This window comes from uncultured Thalassospira sp. (genome assembly GCF_963976115.1).
Lineage (GTDB): Bacteria > Pseudomonadota > Alphaproteobacteria > Rhodospirillales > Thalassospiraceae > Thalassospira.
Map to the genome: position 1 here is coordinate 288,472 of NZ_CAXBJJ010000006.1, position 14,621 is coordinate 303,092.

A 14,621-nucleotide genomic window follows, 5' to 3' on the forward strand; every position below is an offset into this window, starting at 1 on the left:
AAGTAACTCTACCCCTACTGGAGAATAGATTTGGAGGCACTTGGTAGCTATCCTGATTTTGACAGCACGGGGATATCATCCGGAACATCCACATTTTACTCGAAAGATTGAAATGCTTAGTCCATCCGGATGAGTTTTCTTTTGCAAAAAGACACCCCCGTAAATTAGAAAGCAACGAATACAGGGATAACGACAATGCGGATGTCAAAGAGCTCTGCGGAAATACTCGTCGCAGTTGTACATTCTAGTTTATTATTACGCACTGGTCTGACCAGTCTGCTGGGTCACACCAAAAATGCAGAAATGATCAATGCCCCAAATCTTGATGATCTGATTTCGGTAACGCCGGCAGGTCGTAAAATCGATGTTGTTCTTGTCAGTATCGATAACTTCCAAACACAGATGACCTCGCTAGCCACGTTTCGGGAAAATAATCCCGGTGTCCGCATCATCACACTGGCCCATGAATACGACGCCGAAAGCCTGTTTGCATTATTCAACCTTGGCGTTAACGGGGCTTTACTTGACGATATATCTCAAACAGCAATAGAACTCGCCTTCCAGCTGATTACAGAAGGTGAAAAGATTTACCCGTCAAACCTTGCCTCCATTATGATGGAACGCTTTCATTTCATGGCATCGCTTGAACTCGATACGATCGATATGCTCGATATCGAACTTTCCCCACGAGAGCATGAAATTCTTGAGTGCCTGGCGAGTGGTGATTCCAACAAGCGCATTGCGATCCGGCTAAACATCTCCGAAGCCACGGTCAAGGTGCATGTCAAAAGCATCCTGCGTAAAATCAAGGTCGATAATCGCACGCAGGCGGCAATTTGGGCCCTGCGCAGCCAGCCACGTGGCACTGGTGGTTACGCCACTTCGCTTAGCTAAATCACGTTCCGCCCCAAACCCACATCGAGAGTAACCCGTCATTTTACATCAACAATTCCAGTTCAACCCGCCTGCCCGTCCAAAGGCGACCAGACGGACCCAACGATCGCCATCAACCATCCTTTAACGCCCCGTTATCCCGGGGCGTTTTTTTCGTCCTAAAAGCCCGATGCCATCCATGTCCAGCCATCCACCGGCGATGCGGTCACCGGTGGGATCAGGGCCCGGCCATCCCGCGACAACAAATTTATCCAGCCGTTAATGGTATATGTGGCCGCCATACTTTGAAGCGGAGAAAACCGTCGGTCGCTATCTGTGGCCATAAAATAGGCATTGAAAACCCCCACCGAAATACCGCCAACGGAAATCGATGTGCCCTGATATCCCGGTAAAATCTCGCCATCAGCCGTTCGCACAATCGCCGTTCCACCCTTGCTTTTTTCCACAGATAGCAGTCCGCCGGTGGCATCGCGCAGCATATTCTCGGGCCGACTGTTATAAAGTTCATCATTAATTATCGCCTGGCGTGCCGCCCGGCTCATGCCCGGCGCCCCGGTCGGCGTATTAAAGGAATACGGCTTGTTATTGAATTGTGCCTGCCCGGTGGAAGAAAATCCGGCCGTAAAAATCAGCCCTGCCAGCACTGGCACGCCATATCTCGTTATTTTTTTCAAACCTGTAAAACCGGTCATGATGTCCTCATCCTTTCATGAAGATTACATTCTATCAGTCGCATATGGTCTGTTTTGAACGTAAAGTCAGGTCGAAAAACCGCTCTAATACCGATGCCCCGGCGCTACTCCCGACGTTAAGAGCAAAAAGTGTTCAATCGAGTTATCCTCTCAGGCGCACTAAAATTCGCCAACAAACCTGATCGGTCCTATTTCTCGAACTCTCCGGAATGGCGTTCGATGAAATAAGCAACAATCGCCGCCTGTGTTCGGGTCGAAACGCCAAGGCAATCGTAAATTTCGAACAGCCAGTTTTTGATTTCCGGAATACTGTAGTTGGCATAGCGCGCAATTTCGGCATTGCTTTTGCCTTTTTGAACTTCCCGTAACAAATACCAGTCCAGAACAGTCAGCTTTTTTGCCAGGGCTGCGGCACTATCACCCAGCAACAACGCCACTCCATCCAGGGTACCAGGCAAAAGCCAGTAATCCTCGTCTGCCAGCAAGCAGATCTCATCTAGCAAAGCCGCCGTTGATGAAAACATCAAGGCATTGCTGCCACACTCGAAATGCCGCCCGACAATATAGTGCCCGTCGTCCACAAACGTGATCAATGGCATTTTGCGGGCCACACGAAACAAATACCGGACCTGTAAATGGCTTAACAATTCCATTCGTCGCTGACCGATCAGGGCGGCGCAAAACCGGTCGCCTTGGCGCAAAACCACCCGAAAATCAGGGTCGGCAACCGGCATCCATCCTGTATCGGCATCGAACAGGGCGTCTATTTCCGATGCGCGAAAGCCAATTAACAACACCTGGCGTTTATCATGTTCCATGCTGATGGAAGTATTCATGTCGGCTTCTTTTCTAGCAACATTCAAGAGCCTTGATTCAAAACATTTTTCCGCTTCAACGCAATATGCTCTATAGCATATTCATATTTAAAAAGTAGTATCCATAAATAATTACCGAAATAATCAATTATGAAACAATGAATAAATATGATATTTTTTAATAACCATCTTTAACCACCAAGTAATCATTTATGTAATCTGGAATAAATACCCGGCTGTGCCATAGTTACATTAAGCAAACGGCAGTTATAATTTGCAGTTTGGTTCTTGGGGAAACACAGCAGGGATTGGAAAAATGTTTCGTAAAATAGCCGCAACCGCATTGACCGTTACAAGTCTGGCGGCATGCGCTCCGGGGCCGGGTTCCTATTCACAGAACCGTATCGACCCGATGGTTTCCTTTCCGGTCACAGATAACGAAACACCTTACAGCGCCTGTTTGCGCCTGTTGAAGGATGTCCCGGCAAACCGGCTTCCGATCTTTGCCGTGGGTGAAGTCGCAGACAAAACCGGACAGCTTAACTATGACGAAAACGGTCATGCCGTGTCGCAAGGTGTTAGCGAAATGGTGATGAGCGCGCTTTACAAATCCGGTCGCGCAAATCTGGTCGAACGGTTCGATTTGCGCATTCCGCTTGCCGAAGTCCGCTTGTCCGAACAGGGCCGGCTGACCCGCTCCATTGAGCAATATGGGAAAATACCGGCCTCCGACTTCATTCTGGTCGGGGCCGTAACCGAACTTAACTACAACATCCTGAGCGAAGGCGCACAACTTTATGTCCGGGGCATTGGCGGCGGGGGAAGAACCGTCGTGATCAATGTCGCCATGGATTTACGCGTCATCGATTCAAAGAATTTCTCCGTGCGCTATGTCAGTTCATTGCAAAAGCAAATCATGGGCTACGAAATCAGCGCCGGGGTCTTTCGTTTCTTCGGGATCAATCTTGTCGAATTTGACGCCGGGCGCATCCGGAACGAGCCGCTACAGCTTGGCGTCAGAGCGGTTGCAGAAATGGGGGTCTATCAGATCATGACAGATTTCTTGGGGCTGCCGCAAACACCGGAATGCGAACTTAGCAAAACAAGCGACATGAGCGCGCATCTGGAGCGGTTTTCTAAACTTTCCGAAACGCACACAAGTAATCAACAGGAGTAACCAAAATGCTTAAGACCAAACTGTTGCTGGGCACCGTCTTAACCGCTGGTGTACTGGTAATCGGGGGCCCTGCCTTTGCGTTCGACAATGTTGAATGGTCATGGGATGGCAATGTCGACACCAATGTCAGCGTTGATCTTAACATTGACGATCCCGCAGAATTTTCGATGGTGGAAATTTTGCAGGAAAAGCTCGGCAGCACCTCAGCCACCTCGAACGTACATGGCATTCACAACAACCAGCCAATCATGAGCGAAACCTCAGGCACTTTCACCTTTGAAGGCGAAGCCTGGTCAAACAACTCGCCGTCCAGCCTGGACCCGGATGTTGCCGATTTTAGCGAAACAACCTCGGGGAATGTTGATGGTATTGATGCCGGTCAGGGGACAAACCCGTCCTCCTTTGGTATTGCCAATGGTCCGGTTGGCAACAACCCGGATTCCGAAGGCGGCATTGCCTCTGCCGGTGGTGCATTTGAAGGGGCCGACATTACGGTTACCGGTGCAGTATACGACCCGTTCGGTGCCGATGGTGTGGGTAATGGCGAAAGCGACGGTGTGATTTTCACCGTGAGTGTTGATAACATTCAGCCCAGCGACAGCTATGACGCGGCAACCGAATTGCCTAAGCTTAATGCCACGGCAACGGCCCTGGCCAACAACGCATCGGTGTCGGGTGAAGGTGTTGTCAATGTTCATGCTGGCCAGTTTGCCTTTGACGCAGCAACAGGTGGCGAACCCGCAGGTGGCGACGCTGCTTCGGCCAGTTACGGCATGGGCAACCAGACCAGTCCGAACACCAATCTTTCCGGTGCCCTCGGCCTGACCCTGCTTGCGCTAAATGGCGACATCGCACCGTCATCGGTAACGGCAACCACCAATGCCTATGACATCGACAACTTCGCTGTTGACGCCAGCGCAACGGCTCTTGCCAACAACATGAACATCTCGGTTCAGTCTGTATCGGCTGGAGAACCCCCGGTTGACGGCGATACCCAGTCAATGTCGGCGGCCTTCAATCATGGTGGCAATGGCGACTGGGGTAATGGCGGAGACACCGATGTCGACGGTATCCAGCCGGACGTCGCCCTGATTTCCGATGTTACCCAGTTTGCTTATGCAAACGTAACGGCAAACAGCAACATCTACGATGTTAATCTGAACCACTATACCGGTCTTGGTTCGCTTGATCAGCCCGTTATCAACGGTGCTGCCACGGCAATTGGCAACAATCTGTCAATCAAGGTTGGTGCCCCGGCCATCGACGATTAATCCCGCAAGGAGAGGGGGAAAGATTTTCCCTCTCTCTTTCTTGCCTCCGCCTGACGAAAGGAAAATCTGATGTTTACGGTCTCTCGACCCGCTTTGCCCCGTCATGTTTGCCCTCAGGTCAAACACGCCCTAAAATACGGGGCAAAAATTCTGACATTCGCCGCCATCCTCACAGCATCGGGGCCTCTTTCGGCGATGGCACAAATGTTTGAAAAACCCTGGTCCGCTCCGGACCAAAACCGCGCATCGCTGGCTGTTGTGATGAAGCAGGCAGAATCCGGACTTCTAAGCGGTTCGGGCAGTGCCACGACATCGTCCGGAACCAGCAGCCTGACCCAGCTTGTCTGCGGCGGAGGGGGCGGCACCGCAAGTTCCACGGCCAACTCGGCCTGCGTGATTCTTAATAATTCAAATGGCACGGTAAATGCCGGACAGGATTCGACTGGCGATCAAACCGCCAATTCCAATACAGAAACCAGCACAACAAATTTGAGCGACGCGCTCGAAAATCTGTCCGGCAACCAATAATCAATCAAATAATTCCGCCGGTCGCCGCCCCTCCCCCCAATCATCCCCGGGCGGCAGCCCTGCACGTTCTGACCCCAATCAGGAACGTTATTTCCCGGCCCGTGCAACTCCCCACTACCCTGCGGGCCGGGCTTTTTTCCATCAGAAAAACCAGCCATCAGCCTGTTTTCCATCGCGACGATCCAACCCGTCACCGTTCCCCATCAGGCAAATCCCGGGTTGCCGGAGTGGCTTGTGCCGGGCTGTCCTGTGTTTTGGTGTGATCATAATCGATATCGGAACTTTGTTGTTCCGGCTTCGCACTTTGTGGCTGGGACACAATGGCACCCGCCTGACGATACCTGCCGCTTTCATCATCCTCATCGGCAACCGGATCGGCTTTTTTGCGCATCCGTGGTTCACCCGAAAGACTGCGGATCGCAGCCTCCAGCCGGTCCATATCGCGCAAATTGACATCGCGCTGCGGAAACGGAATTTCGATACCTTCTGCGCGAAAACGTTCCAGCAACTCAAACCGGATCGCACTGGCAACCGACAGCACATCGCCAATATCGCGCAGAAAATAGCGCAATTCAAAATCCAGCGAACTTTCGCCAAAACCCAGAAACACAACCTGAGGGGCGGGATAACTTAAAATCTCGCGACGCTTGTCGGCCAGTGCCAGCAAAATATCGCGAACCTTGTTGGCATCCGCCCCATAAGAAACCCCGATGGGCACAATCCCGCGCCCGGAACGTTCTTTCAGGGTCCAGTTCAGCACCCGGTTTGAAATCAGTTCGGAATTGGGAATAACCACCGATGCGCGATCAAAGGTTTCAATCTCGGTCGCACGCACCCGGATGTCTTTGACAAATCCCTGATCTGCCCCCACCACAATCCAGTCGCCAACCTTGATCGGCCGTTCGATCAGCAAGATCAGGCCCGATACAAAGTTATTCACAATACTTTGCATCCCAAAACCGATACCGACCGAAATGGCACCGGCAATGATTGCCAGGTTGGAAAGATCAACCCCCGCCGCCGACACCGCAATCAGAATGGCCAACCCAATGCCGACATAGCCGAAAATGGCCGAAACCGAATGCTGCAACCCTTCATCAAGCTTGGTATTGGGCAGAACCTGCGTGTTCAGCATTCGCTGGAAAAACCGCATCAGACTTAACAGCAACAAGAACAGGAAAACGCCAATCAGAATGGCGCGCAAGGATATGTTGATACTGCCAATCTGAATGCCAACAAACGCGGTTTCGACCGCGCCGAGCAGATCGGTCCAGGCAATATCGGTAAACACCAGAATCGCGGTTGGAAAGGCCACAATTATCATTGATGCATCAATTGTTACCCGTAACCAGAAATACAGTGTGCCATGCACGGCATCGCTGGTGGTTTCGTCACGCGCGGTATCGGGCTTAACCAGATAGGTATGAATAAGGGCGCGCAGAAATTCGCGTATCAGCCAGTAACTGGTGGAAAACGCCAGTGCCAGCATCATGTTTTCCAGCACAAACCGCGCCAGCGCCACATAACCGATAAACGACAGGATCGGCAGCAACACCGATACAAATAACGTAACCCGACGGCATCGGCGCTCAACCTTGCGCCACCAGTTTTGCTGTTCATCAACCGCGTCATGTTCCCACCATGTGCCAAGGGCGGCAACAAACATCACGGCACAAATCAGGGTGATATTGCTAAGGCTTTGCACCAGTGCCAAATCAAGCGAAGCCCCGATTGTGGTTGCCCCTTGCAGCAGCACAATGTCAAAGGCAAAAATCAGGGCGGCAAAAAGGCCTAAAAACCCGACCACCCGCGTCCCGGTAATGGTCGTCCCTGCCGATCGCATTTGCGGGGCAAAGGGCGAAAACACACTGCGGATGGACGCGCCGACAAACATCAAAAACAGGACGGCAAAAAAACACTGATTGATCAATTCACCGCCACTGCCAACCATCAGGTCATCCTGGGACGCCAGAACACGATACATCACAAACAGCAACAATCCCGGCACAATCGCAGACAGCGAAAACCGCGTTCCCGAAATCAGTGCCAGTCGGTCTTCTGTGGCGGCATGTTGCCAGCGCGAAGGTAAAAAGCGAAAAACCAGAACCTCGCCACCAATCACTGTTGCAACAATAGCAAACAGCAAAAACACCAGTTCCGGTGCAACATCTTCCAGCCGATCGCCAATATGGTCCGCCAGATCAATATTCGAATACCGGCTGCGCACCACGTCCGGCAGGCTCATCGCTTCGGCCGTGCTTTTCTGCCACACAGCCGGGTCCCATGGCACATCAGCGCGGCTAAAAATACGCCGGGTAAAGCGTTCGCGCGACAAACGCCCAACCTGATCCAGCAATTCACCAGCCCGAAAAGCAGCCAGTTCACCCTGTTTCTGAATACCACTAACCCGCGAAATTTCCTTGTTCAGGCGGTCTCGCTCTGCGGTAACAGCGGGGACTTCACCCGCATCGCCTTCGGGTTTTGGCCCCAGCTTGCCCAAGGCAGCATTCAAGCGTTCCAGCTTGGTCTGCGCCAGGGCCTCAAGGTCGCGTGCATCACTGATCGACCGTTCCAGTTCAGACCGGCCATCCGCCAGGTCCCGCCCGCTCACACCCGGACCTGACAGCTGTTTTTCAATCTTGTCGAATGTCTTGTTCCAGCCTGCCAGGATCTTTTGCGAATTTTCGAGGATGTTTGCCTCATCCACGCCGCCGCCACGGCCCTGTGCATGGCCTGCACCCGGTGTTCCCATGGCCATAAACAGCGCGAAAACAACCAACAACATGACATGGCGAAACTTTTTCATCTTTACCCGAACCATCGTGAGTTTTTCATCGTCCTGCAAGGCAGCTTGTTTGTGCCCGAATTGTAATGTCAGATCTAACGATCCGGCACCCGTAACGTTCCCGTACAAACAGACAAGTGCACATATATACCTATGACAGCACCGCCCGCTGATTACCATATCGTCCCATAACGGCCTTTAAACATTTGTCATGTTAAATTGATCAGTCTTTGATCCCAAATCGCCACGGACCCGCACCAATGACCCCAAAAGCACTGATTAATGCATTTCGAATTGATCATACCGGCAAGGGTGTTGCCCTGTCGGTCGATGAATTTGCCACATCAATTCCTTCCACTGGCGACGGCGAATATATCTGGGTTCATCTGGACTGGATGGAACCCGGCGTTGCCGCCTGGCTCAGCAGAACGGTCGGCCTGGATGCCAGCATTGTTGAGGCCTTGGTAACACGGGCAACACGGCCGTCGGTTCTGTTTTACGATGATGGCTATTCAATGAATTTGCGGGGCGTTAATCTAAATAACGAATCTGACCCGGCGGACATGATTTCAGTCCGCATCTGGTGCAGTGAAAAACTGGTGATCACGCTGCGCAACAAGCGTTTATACGCGTTTGACGATATCCGGGCGAGTATCGAGGCCAATACAGCCCCGCCCGTCAGCGATGCTTTTGTGCTGACGGTTGCAGAACGGCTGGTGTTTCGCATTGATGATGAAATCCACACACGGGATGAAAAATTCGACATCCTTGAAGACCTGATTGACGACACCCCCATATCCGAATGCAAAACCCTGCCCCTGCGCATGGAAATAATGGATGTACGCCACCGGCTGTCGCGATTGCGCCGCCATATTGCCCCGCAACGTGACGCCCTGATAAAATTTGTCACGGAAAAACCCGGCTGGAGCGATAAAACCCACAAACGCCGGGCGCGCACCCTGACCGACCGTGTGACCCGGCTGGTCGAAGAACTTGACAGCTTGCGCGAACGCACCCAGATCGCCAATGACAGCCTGATGGCAATTGAAAGCGAACGCATGAACCGCACCATGTACTGGCTAACCGTCATTGCCGGGCTGTTCTTGCCCATCAGCTTTGTCACCGGGCTTTTAGGCATCAATGTGGGGGGCATCCCTGCGGCCAACAGTTCGTGGGGCTTTTGGGGCGTATCCCTTATTCTCGCCGCCGTGGTGGCATTCGAAGTCTGGTTATTTAAAAAACTGCGCCTGATCTGACGGGTTATGTCGTGCAGGTAATATCCCGCTCAACCAGACCTGGCGGGGATGGCGACAATTGCCCCGTTAACAAAGCAGCATCCCGCATATTGCATTGCACGATGACGATGTTTTATGTCTTCTTGTTCCAAACTGCCTGTGTGCCTGCTGGTATCTTTTGAGAACCGGTCGTCTTTCAGGTCAAAAATTGTGCCGGGGCCTCAAAAACCGGGGCGCTGCGTGTCTCATTGCCTGGAAGTACTCGAATGTCTGACGGCCCTCTTGCCCGATATCGCAAAAAAATCGCTGATGGCGACCTTGCCTATGATCCCATGCAGGAACTTTGCGCTGAAAAGCTGCAAAGCCTGTTTAATGCAGTGCGGGACTATCGCCCCAATAATGGCAAGGGCACCTGGTATGAACGCTTTGGCCTGACCAAACGCCGCAACGACCCGGAACCGCCACAGGGCCTGTATATTTACGGCGAAGTCGGGCGTGGCAAATCGATGCTGATGGACCTGTTTTACGAAACAGCCCCCGTCGAACATAAACGCCGGGTGCATTTCCACGACTTTATGCAGGATGTGCATGAATGGCTGCATAAATTTCGCAAAACCCGCACCAGCGAAGACTCTGATCCGATTCCCCCTCTTGCCAGGTATCTGGCCGATCAGGCGTGGCTGTTATGTTTTGATGAAATGCAAATCACCGACATTACCGATGCCATGATTGTCGGCCGCCTGTTTGAAAAGCTGTTTGATCATGGCGTGGTGGTGGTCACCACATCAAACCGCGTGCCCGATGATTTGTACAAGGATGGCTTGCAACGGCAAAATTTCCTGCCCTTCATCAACATGATCAAGGAAAAGCTCGACATATTGGAGCTTGCCAGCCGCACCGATTACCGAATGCGCAACCTGACGGCGGCCGACGTCTTTGTTTACCCGGCCGATGACAACAGCCCGGCCCGGATCGACGAATTATTTGCCAAAGTGACCGAAGGTGCGCGGGTAGATGCAAGCAGCTTGCGTGTCAAAGGCCGCGATATTGCCATTCGCGCCGCCGGGGCCGGTGTCGCCCGGTTCAGCTTTGAAGAACTGTGCACCCGTCCGCTCGGCCCGGGCGATTACATTGCTCTGGCAACCCATTTTCACACCATCGTGATTGATCTGATCCCGCAGATTGACCGCTCACGCAGTGACTGGGCCAAACGGTTCAACACCCTGATCGACGCCATGTACGAGCATAAAACCAACCTGATCTGCGCCATGGCAACCAACCCGGAACATCTTTATACCAGCGGTGATTTTTCGTTCGAGTTTCAGCGCACAGTGTCGCGCCTGACCGAAATGCGCAGCCAGGAATATCTCGACCAACCCCACCTGACCTGACAGATAAAAGCCAGCCCCGGCTTTCTCGCCGTTGTATCTGTGCGGCCAAATGTCGGGTCGTTCTGCATTCACCTGGCGCTAACCACAAGCCCACCGGCACCGACTCCAAGACCGGCAGATGTTGGCACTGCGGCATAATTCAACCTGCACACGTCCTGCAGATACAGAATCTTGCGCAAAGGCCGTCAAGCCGGGCTGGAAAGAGCAGAATATTCAATCGCCTTGATGGAATTAACATCCCGCTGGTCGCATGGCTGATCCCCAATTCGCGCAAACCTGAGAGCTTTTAAAAGGTAAACTGCGACAATTTTGCACGACTGCCAAACTTTCAGGCAGTGCTCTGCAACATACATCGCCAGAGTTTGCCACGCCTTCGGCGTGCTTCGCAGTCGCAACATGATCGGTTTTTAAGCGTTTAGACAATAGTTGCAACAAACCCCGAACTGGCGGTTTTCCGGGTCAAAACAACGGCGTTTCCCCTTGTAAAACGGGACGAATCGGTTTACCACACACGATGTTTGTGAACGATTATTTCGCGTTCGCAGGTTTACATTTTCAATCGCGCTCCCCAGTTAAGTTTCAACGCCCCGGAAGCGCAATAGGGAAGAAGGTAACGGAATGGCCCGCAACAAGATCGCGCTCGTCGGCGCTGGCAATATCGGTGGTACTCTGGCCCACCTCGCTGGCCTGAAAGAGCTTGGCGACGTCGTACTTTTCGACATCGTTGATGGCATGCCGCAGGGCAAATCGCTTGATATTGCTGAATCCTCACCCGTCGACATGTTTGATGCCGACCTTAAAGGTACCAGCGACTATGCCGGTATCGCCGGTGCCGATGTCGTCATCGTCACCGCAGGTGTCGCCCGCAAGCCGGGCATGAGCCGTGATGATCTGATCGGCATCAACACCAAGGTCATGACCCAGGTTGGTCAGGGCATCAAGGAACATGCCCCGGATGCATTTGTTATTGTTATCACCAACCCGCTTGATGCGATGGTCTGGGTGATGCAGCAGGCAACCGGCTTTGATCCGAAAAAAGTCGTCGGCATGGCCGGCGTTCTGGACTCAGCCCGTTTCCGTTATTTCCTTGCCGAAGAATTCAAGGTTTCGGTCAAAGACGTCACCGCATTCGTTCTGGGCGGCCACGGCGACACCATGGTGCCGTCGATCCGTTATTCGACCGTTGCCGGCGTTCCGATCCCTGATCTGATCAAAATGGGTTGGACCACGCAGGAAAAGATCGACCAGATCGTTCAGCGTACCCGTGATGGTGGCGCCGAAATCGTTGGCCTGCTGAAAACCGGCTCGGCATTCTATGCCCCGGCAGCATCGGCGATTGCGATGGCTGAAAGCTACCTCAAAGACCAGAAGCGCGTCATGCCCGTTGCAGCTTATCTCAGCGGCGAATATGGCGTTGACGGCATTTATGTCGGTGTTCCTGTTGTTCTTGGCGCTGGCGGCGTCGAGCGCATTGTCGAGATCAATCTCGACGAAGAGGAACAAGAAAACTTCAACAAGTCCGTGGCGGCCGTTCGCGGCCTTGTCGACGCCGCCAAGGGCATGCTGTAAGAAACGCGGAACGGGCCGGTTTTAAACTGGCCCGTTTTTCTGTCATTGTCCCGGGCTATTCCATCGGGGCTTTGGCCGCGCGGATTGCAACAACGTCCCTGTCCTATTAGCGGGACATTGAAACCACGATTTCTGACCCACAGGAAATCGTACGGAAGGCAAGAAAGCGACCGAACATGAACATTCATGAGTACCAGGCGAAAGAAATTCTTCGCAAATACGGTGTGACCGTGCCGAACGGCAAGGTCGCCTATACCGCACAGGAAGCCATCGAAGCAGCCCAGTCTCTTGCGGGTCCCATCTATGTCGTCAAGTCCCAGATCCATGCTGGCGGCCGCGGCAAAGGGACCTTCAAGGAAGCAACTGCCGGTGACAAAGGCGGCGTTCGCGTCGTTAAAAGTGTCGAAGAAGTCGGCACCAATGCAGGCCAGATGCTGGGCGCGACCCTGGTTACCCACCAGACCGGGCCGGATGGCAAGGAAGTCAAACGCGTCTATATCGAAGAAGGCTGCGATATTGCCCGCGAACTGTATCTCTCGATCCTCGTTGATCGGGCCTGCTCGCGCGTGATCTTCATGGCATCCACCGAAGGTGGCATGGACATTGAAGAAGTTGCCGAAGCAACCCCGGAAAAGATCGTCACCGTTGACATCGATCCGGCAGCCGGTTTCTCTGGCTTCCACGGTCGCAAACTGGCATTCGCCCTGGGCCTCGAAGGCAAGCAGGTTTCCAAGGCCGTCAAATTTATGACCGCCATGTATAAATGCTTCCTTGAAACCGATGCTGCCATGGTTGAAATCAACCCGCTGGTCGTCACCGGCGACGGCGACATCATCGCGCTTGATTGCAAAATGAACTTCGACGACAACGCATTGTTCCGCCATGCCGACATCGAAGAACTGCGCGACGAAGACGAAGAAAACCCGGCCGAACTTGAAGCGGCAAAACACAGCCTGAACTACATCAAGCTTGACGGCAAAATTGGCTGCATGGTCAACGGTGCCGGTCTGGCCATGGCAACCATGGACATTATCAAGTTGTATGGCGGTTCACCGGCAAACTTCCTTGACGTTGGCGGCGGTGCCACCAAGGAACGTGTGACGACGGCTTTCAAACTGATCCTGTCTGACCCGAATGTCGAAGGCATTCTGGTCAATATTTTCGGTGGTATCATGCGTTGCGACGTCATTGCTGAAGGCGTTATTGCCGCAGCACGCGAAGTGAGCCTGAATGTTCCGCTGGTTGTTCGCCTTGAAGGCACCAACGTTGATCTTGGCAAGAAGATCCTTGAAGAATCCGGTCTGCCGATCGTTTCGGCTGACAATCTTGCCGACGCCGCCGAAAAGGTGGTCAAAGCTGTGAAGGAGGCCGCGTAACCATGGCTGTTCTCGTCGATAAAAACACCAAAGTTATCTGCCAGGGTTTCACCGGTTCGCAGGGGACCTTCCACAGCGAACAGGCCATTGCCTATGGCACCAAAATGGTGGGTGGCGTTACCCCGGGTAAAGGCGGCACCAGGCATCTTGACCTGCCGGTTTTCAACACGGTTGATGAAGCTGTTCATGTTACCGGTGCCAATGCATCGGTGATCTATGTTCCGCCTCCCTTTGCTGCCGATGCCATCCTTGAAGCAATCGATGCCGGTATTGAACTGGCTGTTTGCATCACCGAAGGCATTCCGGTTGCCGACATGGTTCGCGTCAAGCGCGCCCTTAGCGGCACCAGAACCCGCCTGATCGGCCCGAACTGCCCGGGTGTTATCACCCCGGACGAATGCAAGATCGGCATTATGCCCGGTCACATTCACCGTCGCGGTAAAATCGGTATCGTTTCGCGTTCCGGCACCCTGACCTACGAAGCCGTTGCCCAGACCACGGCAGCCGGTCTTGGCCAGTCGACCTGCATCGGTATCGGCGGCGACCCGGTTAACGGCACCAACTTCATCGATTGCCTCGACCTGTTCCTGCGGGACCCGGAAACCGAAGGCATCATCATGATTGGTGAAATTGGCGGTTCTGCCGAAGAAGAAGCTTGCGAATTCCTGCAGGCATCCAATGTTAAAAAGCCTGTCGCCGGTTTCATCGCCGGTGTTACCGCTCCTCCGGGAAAACGCATGGGCCATGCCGGTGCGATCATTTCCGGTGGTAAAGGCACTGCGGATGCTAAAATGGAAGCAATGCGCAGCGCGGGTGTACTAGTTGCCGATTCCCCGGCAAGCCTTGGCTCGACCATGCTCAAGGCTTTGAAAGGGTAATCAGGGTAAT

General features: G+C 53.2%; 12 protein-coding genes. 9 read left to right on the forward strand and 3 right to left on the reverse strand.

The window, feature by feature from the left end; translation table 11 throughout:
* Positions 1-303 precede the first annotated feature (303 nt).
* Positions 304-894, forward strand: coding sequence for a response regulator transcription factor (locus AAC086_RS09815; protein WP_339778300.1), 591 nt, complete (start codon positions 304-306; stop codon positions 892-894).
* Between the two features lie 158 nt (positions 895-1,052).
* Here AAC086_RS09815 and AAC086_RS09820 read toward each other — a convergent pair whose 3' ends face one another.
* Positions 1,053-1,586: a hypothetical protein gene (locus AAC086_RS09820; protein ID WP_339778302.1), complete on the reverse strand. Its 534-nt coding sequence runs from the start codon at positions 1,584-1,586 to the stop codon at positions 1,053-1,055.
* A gap of 188 nt (positions 1,587-1,774) precedes the next feature.
* Positions 1,775-2,422: a hypothetical protein gene (locus tag AAC086_RS09825; protein ID WP_339778304.1), complete on the reverse strand. Its 648-nt coding sequence runs from the start codon at positions 2,420-2,422 to the stop codon at positions 1,775-1,777.
* A gap of 295 nt (positions 2,423-2,717) precedes the next feature.
* On the opposite strand from AAC086_RS09825, the gene AAC086_RS09830 reads away from it, so the two are divergent.
* From AAC086_RS09830 to AAC086_RS09840, 3 genes are all read left to right on the forward strand, one after another.
* On the forward strand, positions 2,718-3,578 hold the full coding sequence (locus AAC086_RS09830) for a CsgG/HfaB family protein (protein ID WP_339778306.1): 861 nt from the start codon (positions 2,718-2,720) through the stop codon (positions 3,576-3,578).
* A gap of 5 nt (positions 3,579-3,583) precedes the next feature.
* Positions 3,584-4,849: a hypothetical protein gene (locus AAC086_RS09835; RefSeq protein ID WP_339778307.1), complete on the forward strand. Its 1,266-nt coding sequence runs from the start codon at positions 3,584-3,586 to the stop codon at positions 4,847-4,849.
* Positions 4,850-4,918: 69 nt separating this feature from the next.
* On the forward strand, positions 4,919-5,377 hold the full coding sequence (locus AAC086_RS09840; protein ID WP_339778309.1) for a hypothetical protein: 459 nt from the start codon (positions 4,919-4,921) through the stop codon (positions 5,375-5,377).
* A gap of 190 nt (positions 5,378-5,567) precedes the next feature.
* Here AAC086_RS09840 and AAC086_RS09845 read toward each other — a convergent pair whose 3' ends face one another.
* Positions 5,568-8,183 carry a DUF3772 domain-containing protein gene (locus AAC086_RS09845; protein WP_339778311.1) on the reverse strand — a complete coding sequence of 872 codons (2,616 nt, stop codon included), beginning with the start codon at positions 8,181-8,183 and terminating at the stop codon, positions 5,568-5,570.
* A gap of 239 nt (positions 8,184-8,422) precedes the next feature.
* Here AAC086_RS09845 and AAC086_RS09850 point away from each other — a divergent pair, with 239 nt between their 5' ends.
* From AAC086_RS09850 to sucD, 5 genes are all read left to right on the forward strand, one after another.
* Positions 8,423-9,418 carry a zinc transporter ZntB gene (locus AAC086_RS09850; protein WP_339778313.1) on the forward strand — a complete coding sequence of 332 codons (996 nt, stop codon included), beginning with the start codon at positions 8,423-8,425 and terminating at the stop codon, positions 9,416-9,418.
* 245 nt (positions 9,419-9,663) lie between these two features.
* Positions 9,664-10,788 (forward strand): cell division protein ZapE, encoded by a 1,125-nt coding sequence (gene zapE / locus AAC086_RS09855; protein ID WP_339778315.1) that lies wholly within the window; start codon positions 9,664-9,666, stop codon positions 10,786-10,788.
* A 618-nt stretch (positions 10,789-11,406) separates the two neighbouring features.
* A complete protein-coding gene (gene mdh, locus AAC086_RS09860; RefSeq protein ID WP_339778317.1) occupies positions 11,407-12,357 on the forward strand; it encodes a malate dehydrogenase in 951 nt (316 codons plus the stop codon).
* A gap of 146 nt (positions 12,358-12,503) precedes the next feature.
* Positions 12,504-13,733, forward strand: coding sequence for an ADP-forming succinate--CoA ligase subunit beta (gene sucC, locus AAC086_RS09865; protein WP_339778412.1), 1,230 nt, complete (start codon positions 12,504-12,506; stop codon positions 13,731-13,733).
* A gap of 2 nt (positions 13,734-13,735) precedes the next feature.
* Complete coding sequence (sucD, locus tag AAC086_RS09870; protein ID WP_339778319.1) at positions 13,736-14,611, forward strand: succinate--CoA ligase subunit alpha; 876 nt, start codon at positions 13,736-13,738, stop codon at positions 14,609-14,611.
* The last annotated feature ends 10 nt before the right edge of the window (positions 14,612-14,621 follow it).

Excerpts from the sequence above, each read along its gene's own strand:
- AAC086_RS09825 (WP_339778304.1), bottom strand. The coding sequence starts at position 2,422 with ATGAATACTTCCATCAGCATGGAACATGATAAACGCCAGGTGTTGTTA.
- sucD (WP_339778319.1), top strand. The coding sequence starts at position 13,736 with ATGGCTGTTCTCGTCGATAAAAACACCAAAGTTATCTGCCAGGGTTTC.
- AAC086_RS09845 (WP_339778311.1), bottom strand. The coding sequence starts at position 8,183 with ATGAAAAAGTTTCGCCATGTCATGTTGTTGGTTGTTTTCGCGCTGTTT.
- AAC086_RS09830 (WP_339778306.1), top strand. The coding sequence starts at position 2,718 with ATGTTTCGTAAAATAGCCGCAACCGCATTGACCGTTACAAGTCTGGCG.
- AAC086_RS09820 (WP_339778302.1), bottom strand. The coding sequence starts at position 1,586 with ATGACCGGTTTTACAGGTTTGAAAAAAATAACGAGATATGGCGTGCCA.
- AAC086_RS09850 (WP_339778313.1), top strand. The coding sequence starts at position 8,423 with ATGACCCCAAAAGCACTGATTAATGCATTTCGAATTGATCATACCGGC.
- zapE (WP_339778315.1), top strand. The coding sequence starts at position 9,664 with ATGTCTGACGGCCCTCTTGCCCGATATCGCAAAAAAATCGCTGATGGC.
- AAC086_RS09815 (WP_339778300.1), top strand. The coding sequence starts at position 304 with ATGATCAATGCCCCAAATCTTGATGATCTGATTTCGGTAACGCCGGCA.
- mdh (WP_339778317.1), top strand. The coding sequence starts at position 11,407 with ATGGCCCGCAACAAGATCGCGCTCGTCGGCGCTGGCAATATCGGTGGT.
- AAC086_RS09835 (WP_339778307.1), top strand. The coding sequence starts at position 3,584 with ATGCTTAAGACCAAACTGTTGCTGGGCACCGTCTTAACCGCTGGTGTA.
- AAC086_RS09840 (WP_339778309.1), top strand. The coding sequence starts at position 4,919 with ATGTTTACGGTCTCTCGACCCGCTTTGCCCCGTCATGTTTGCCCTCAG.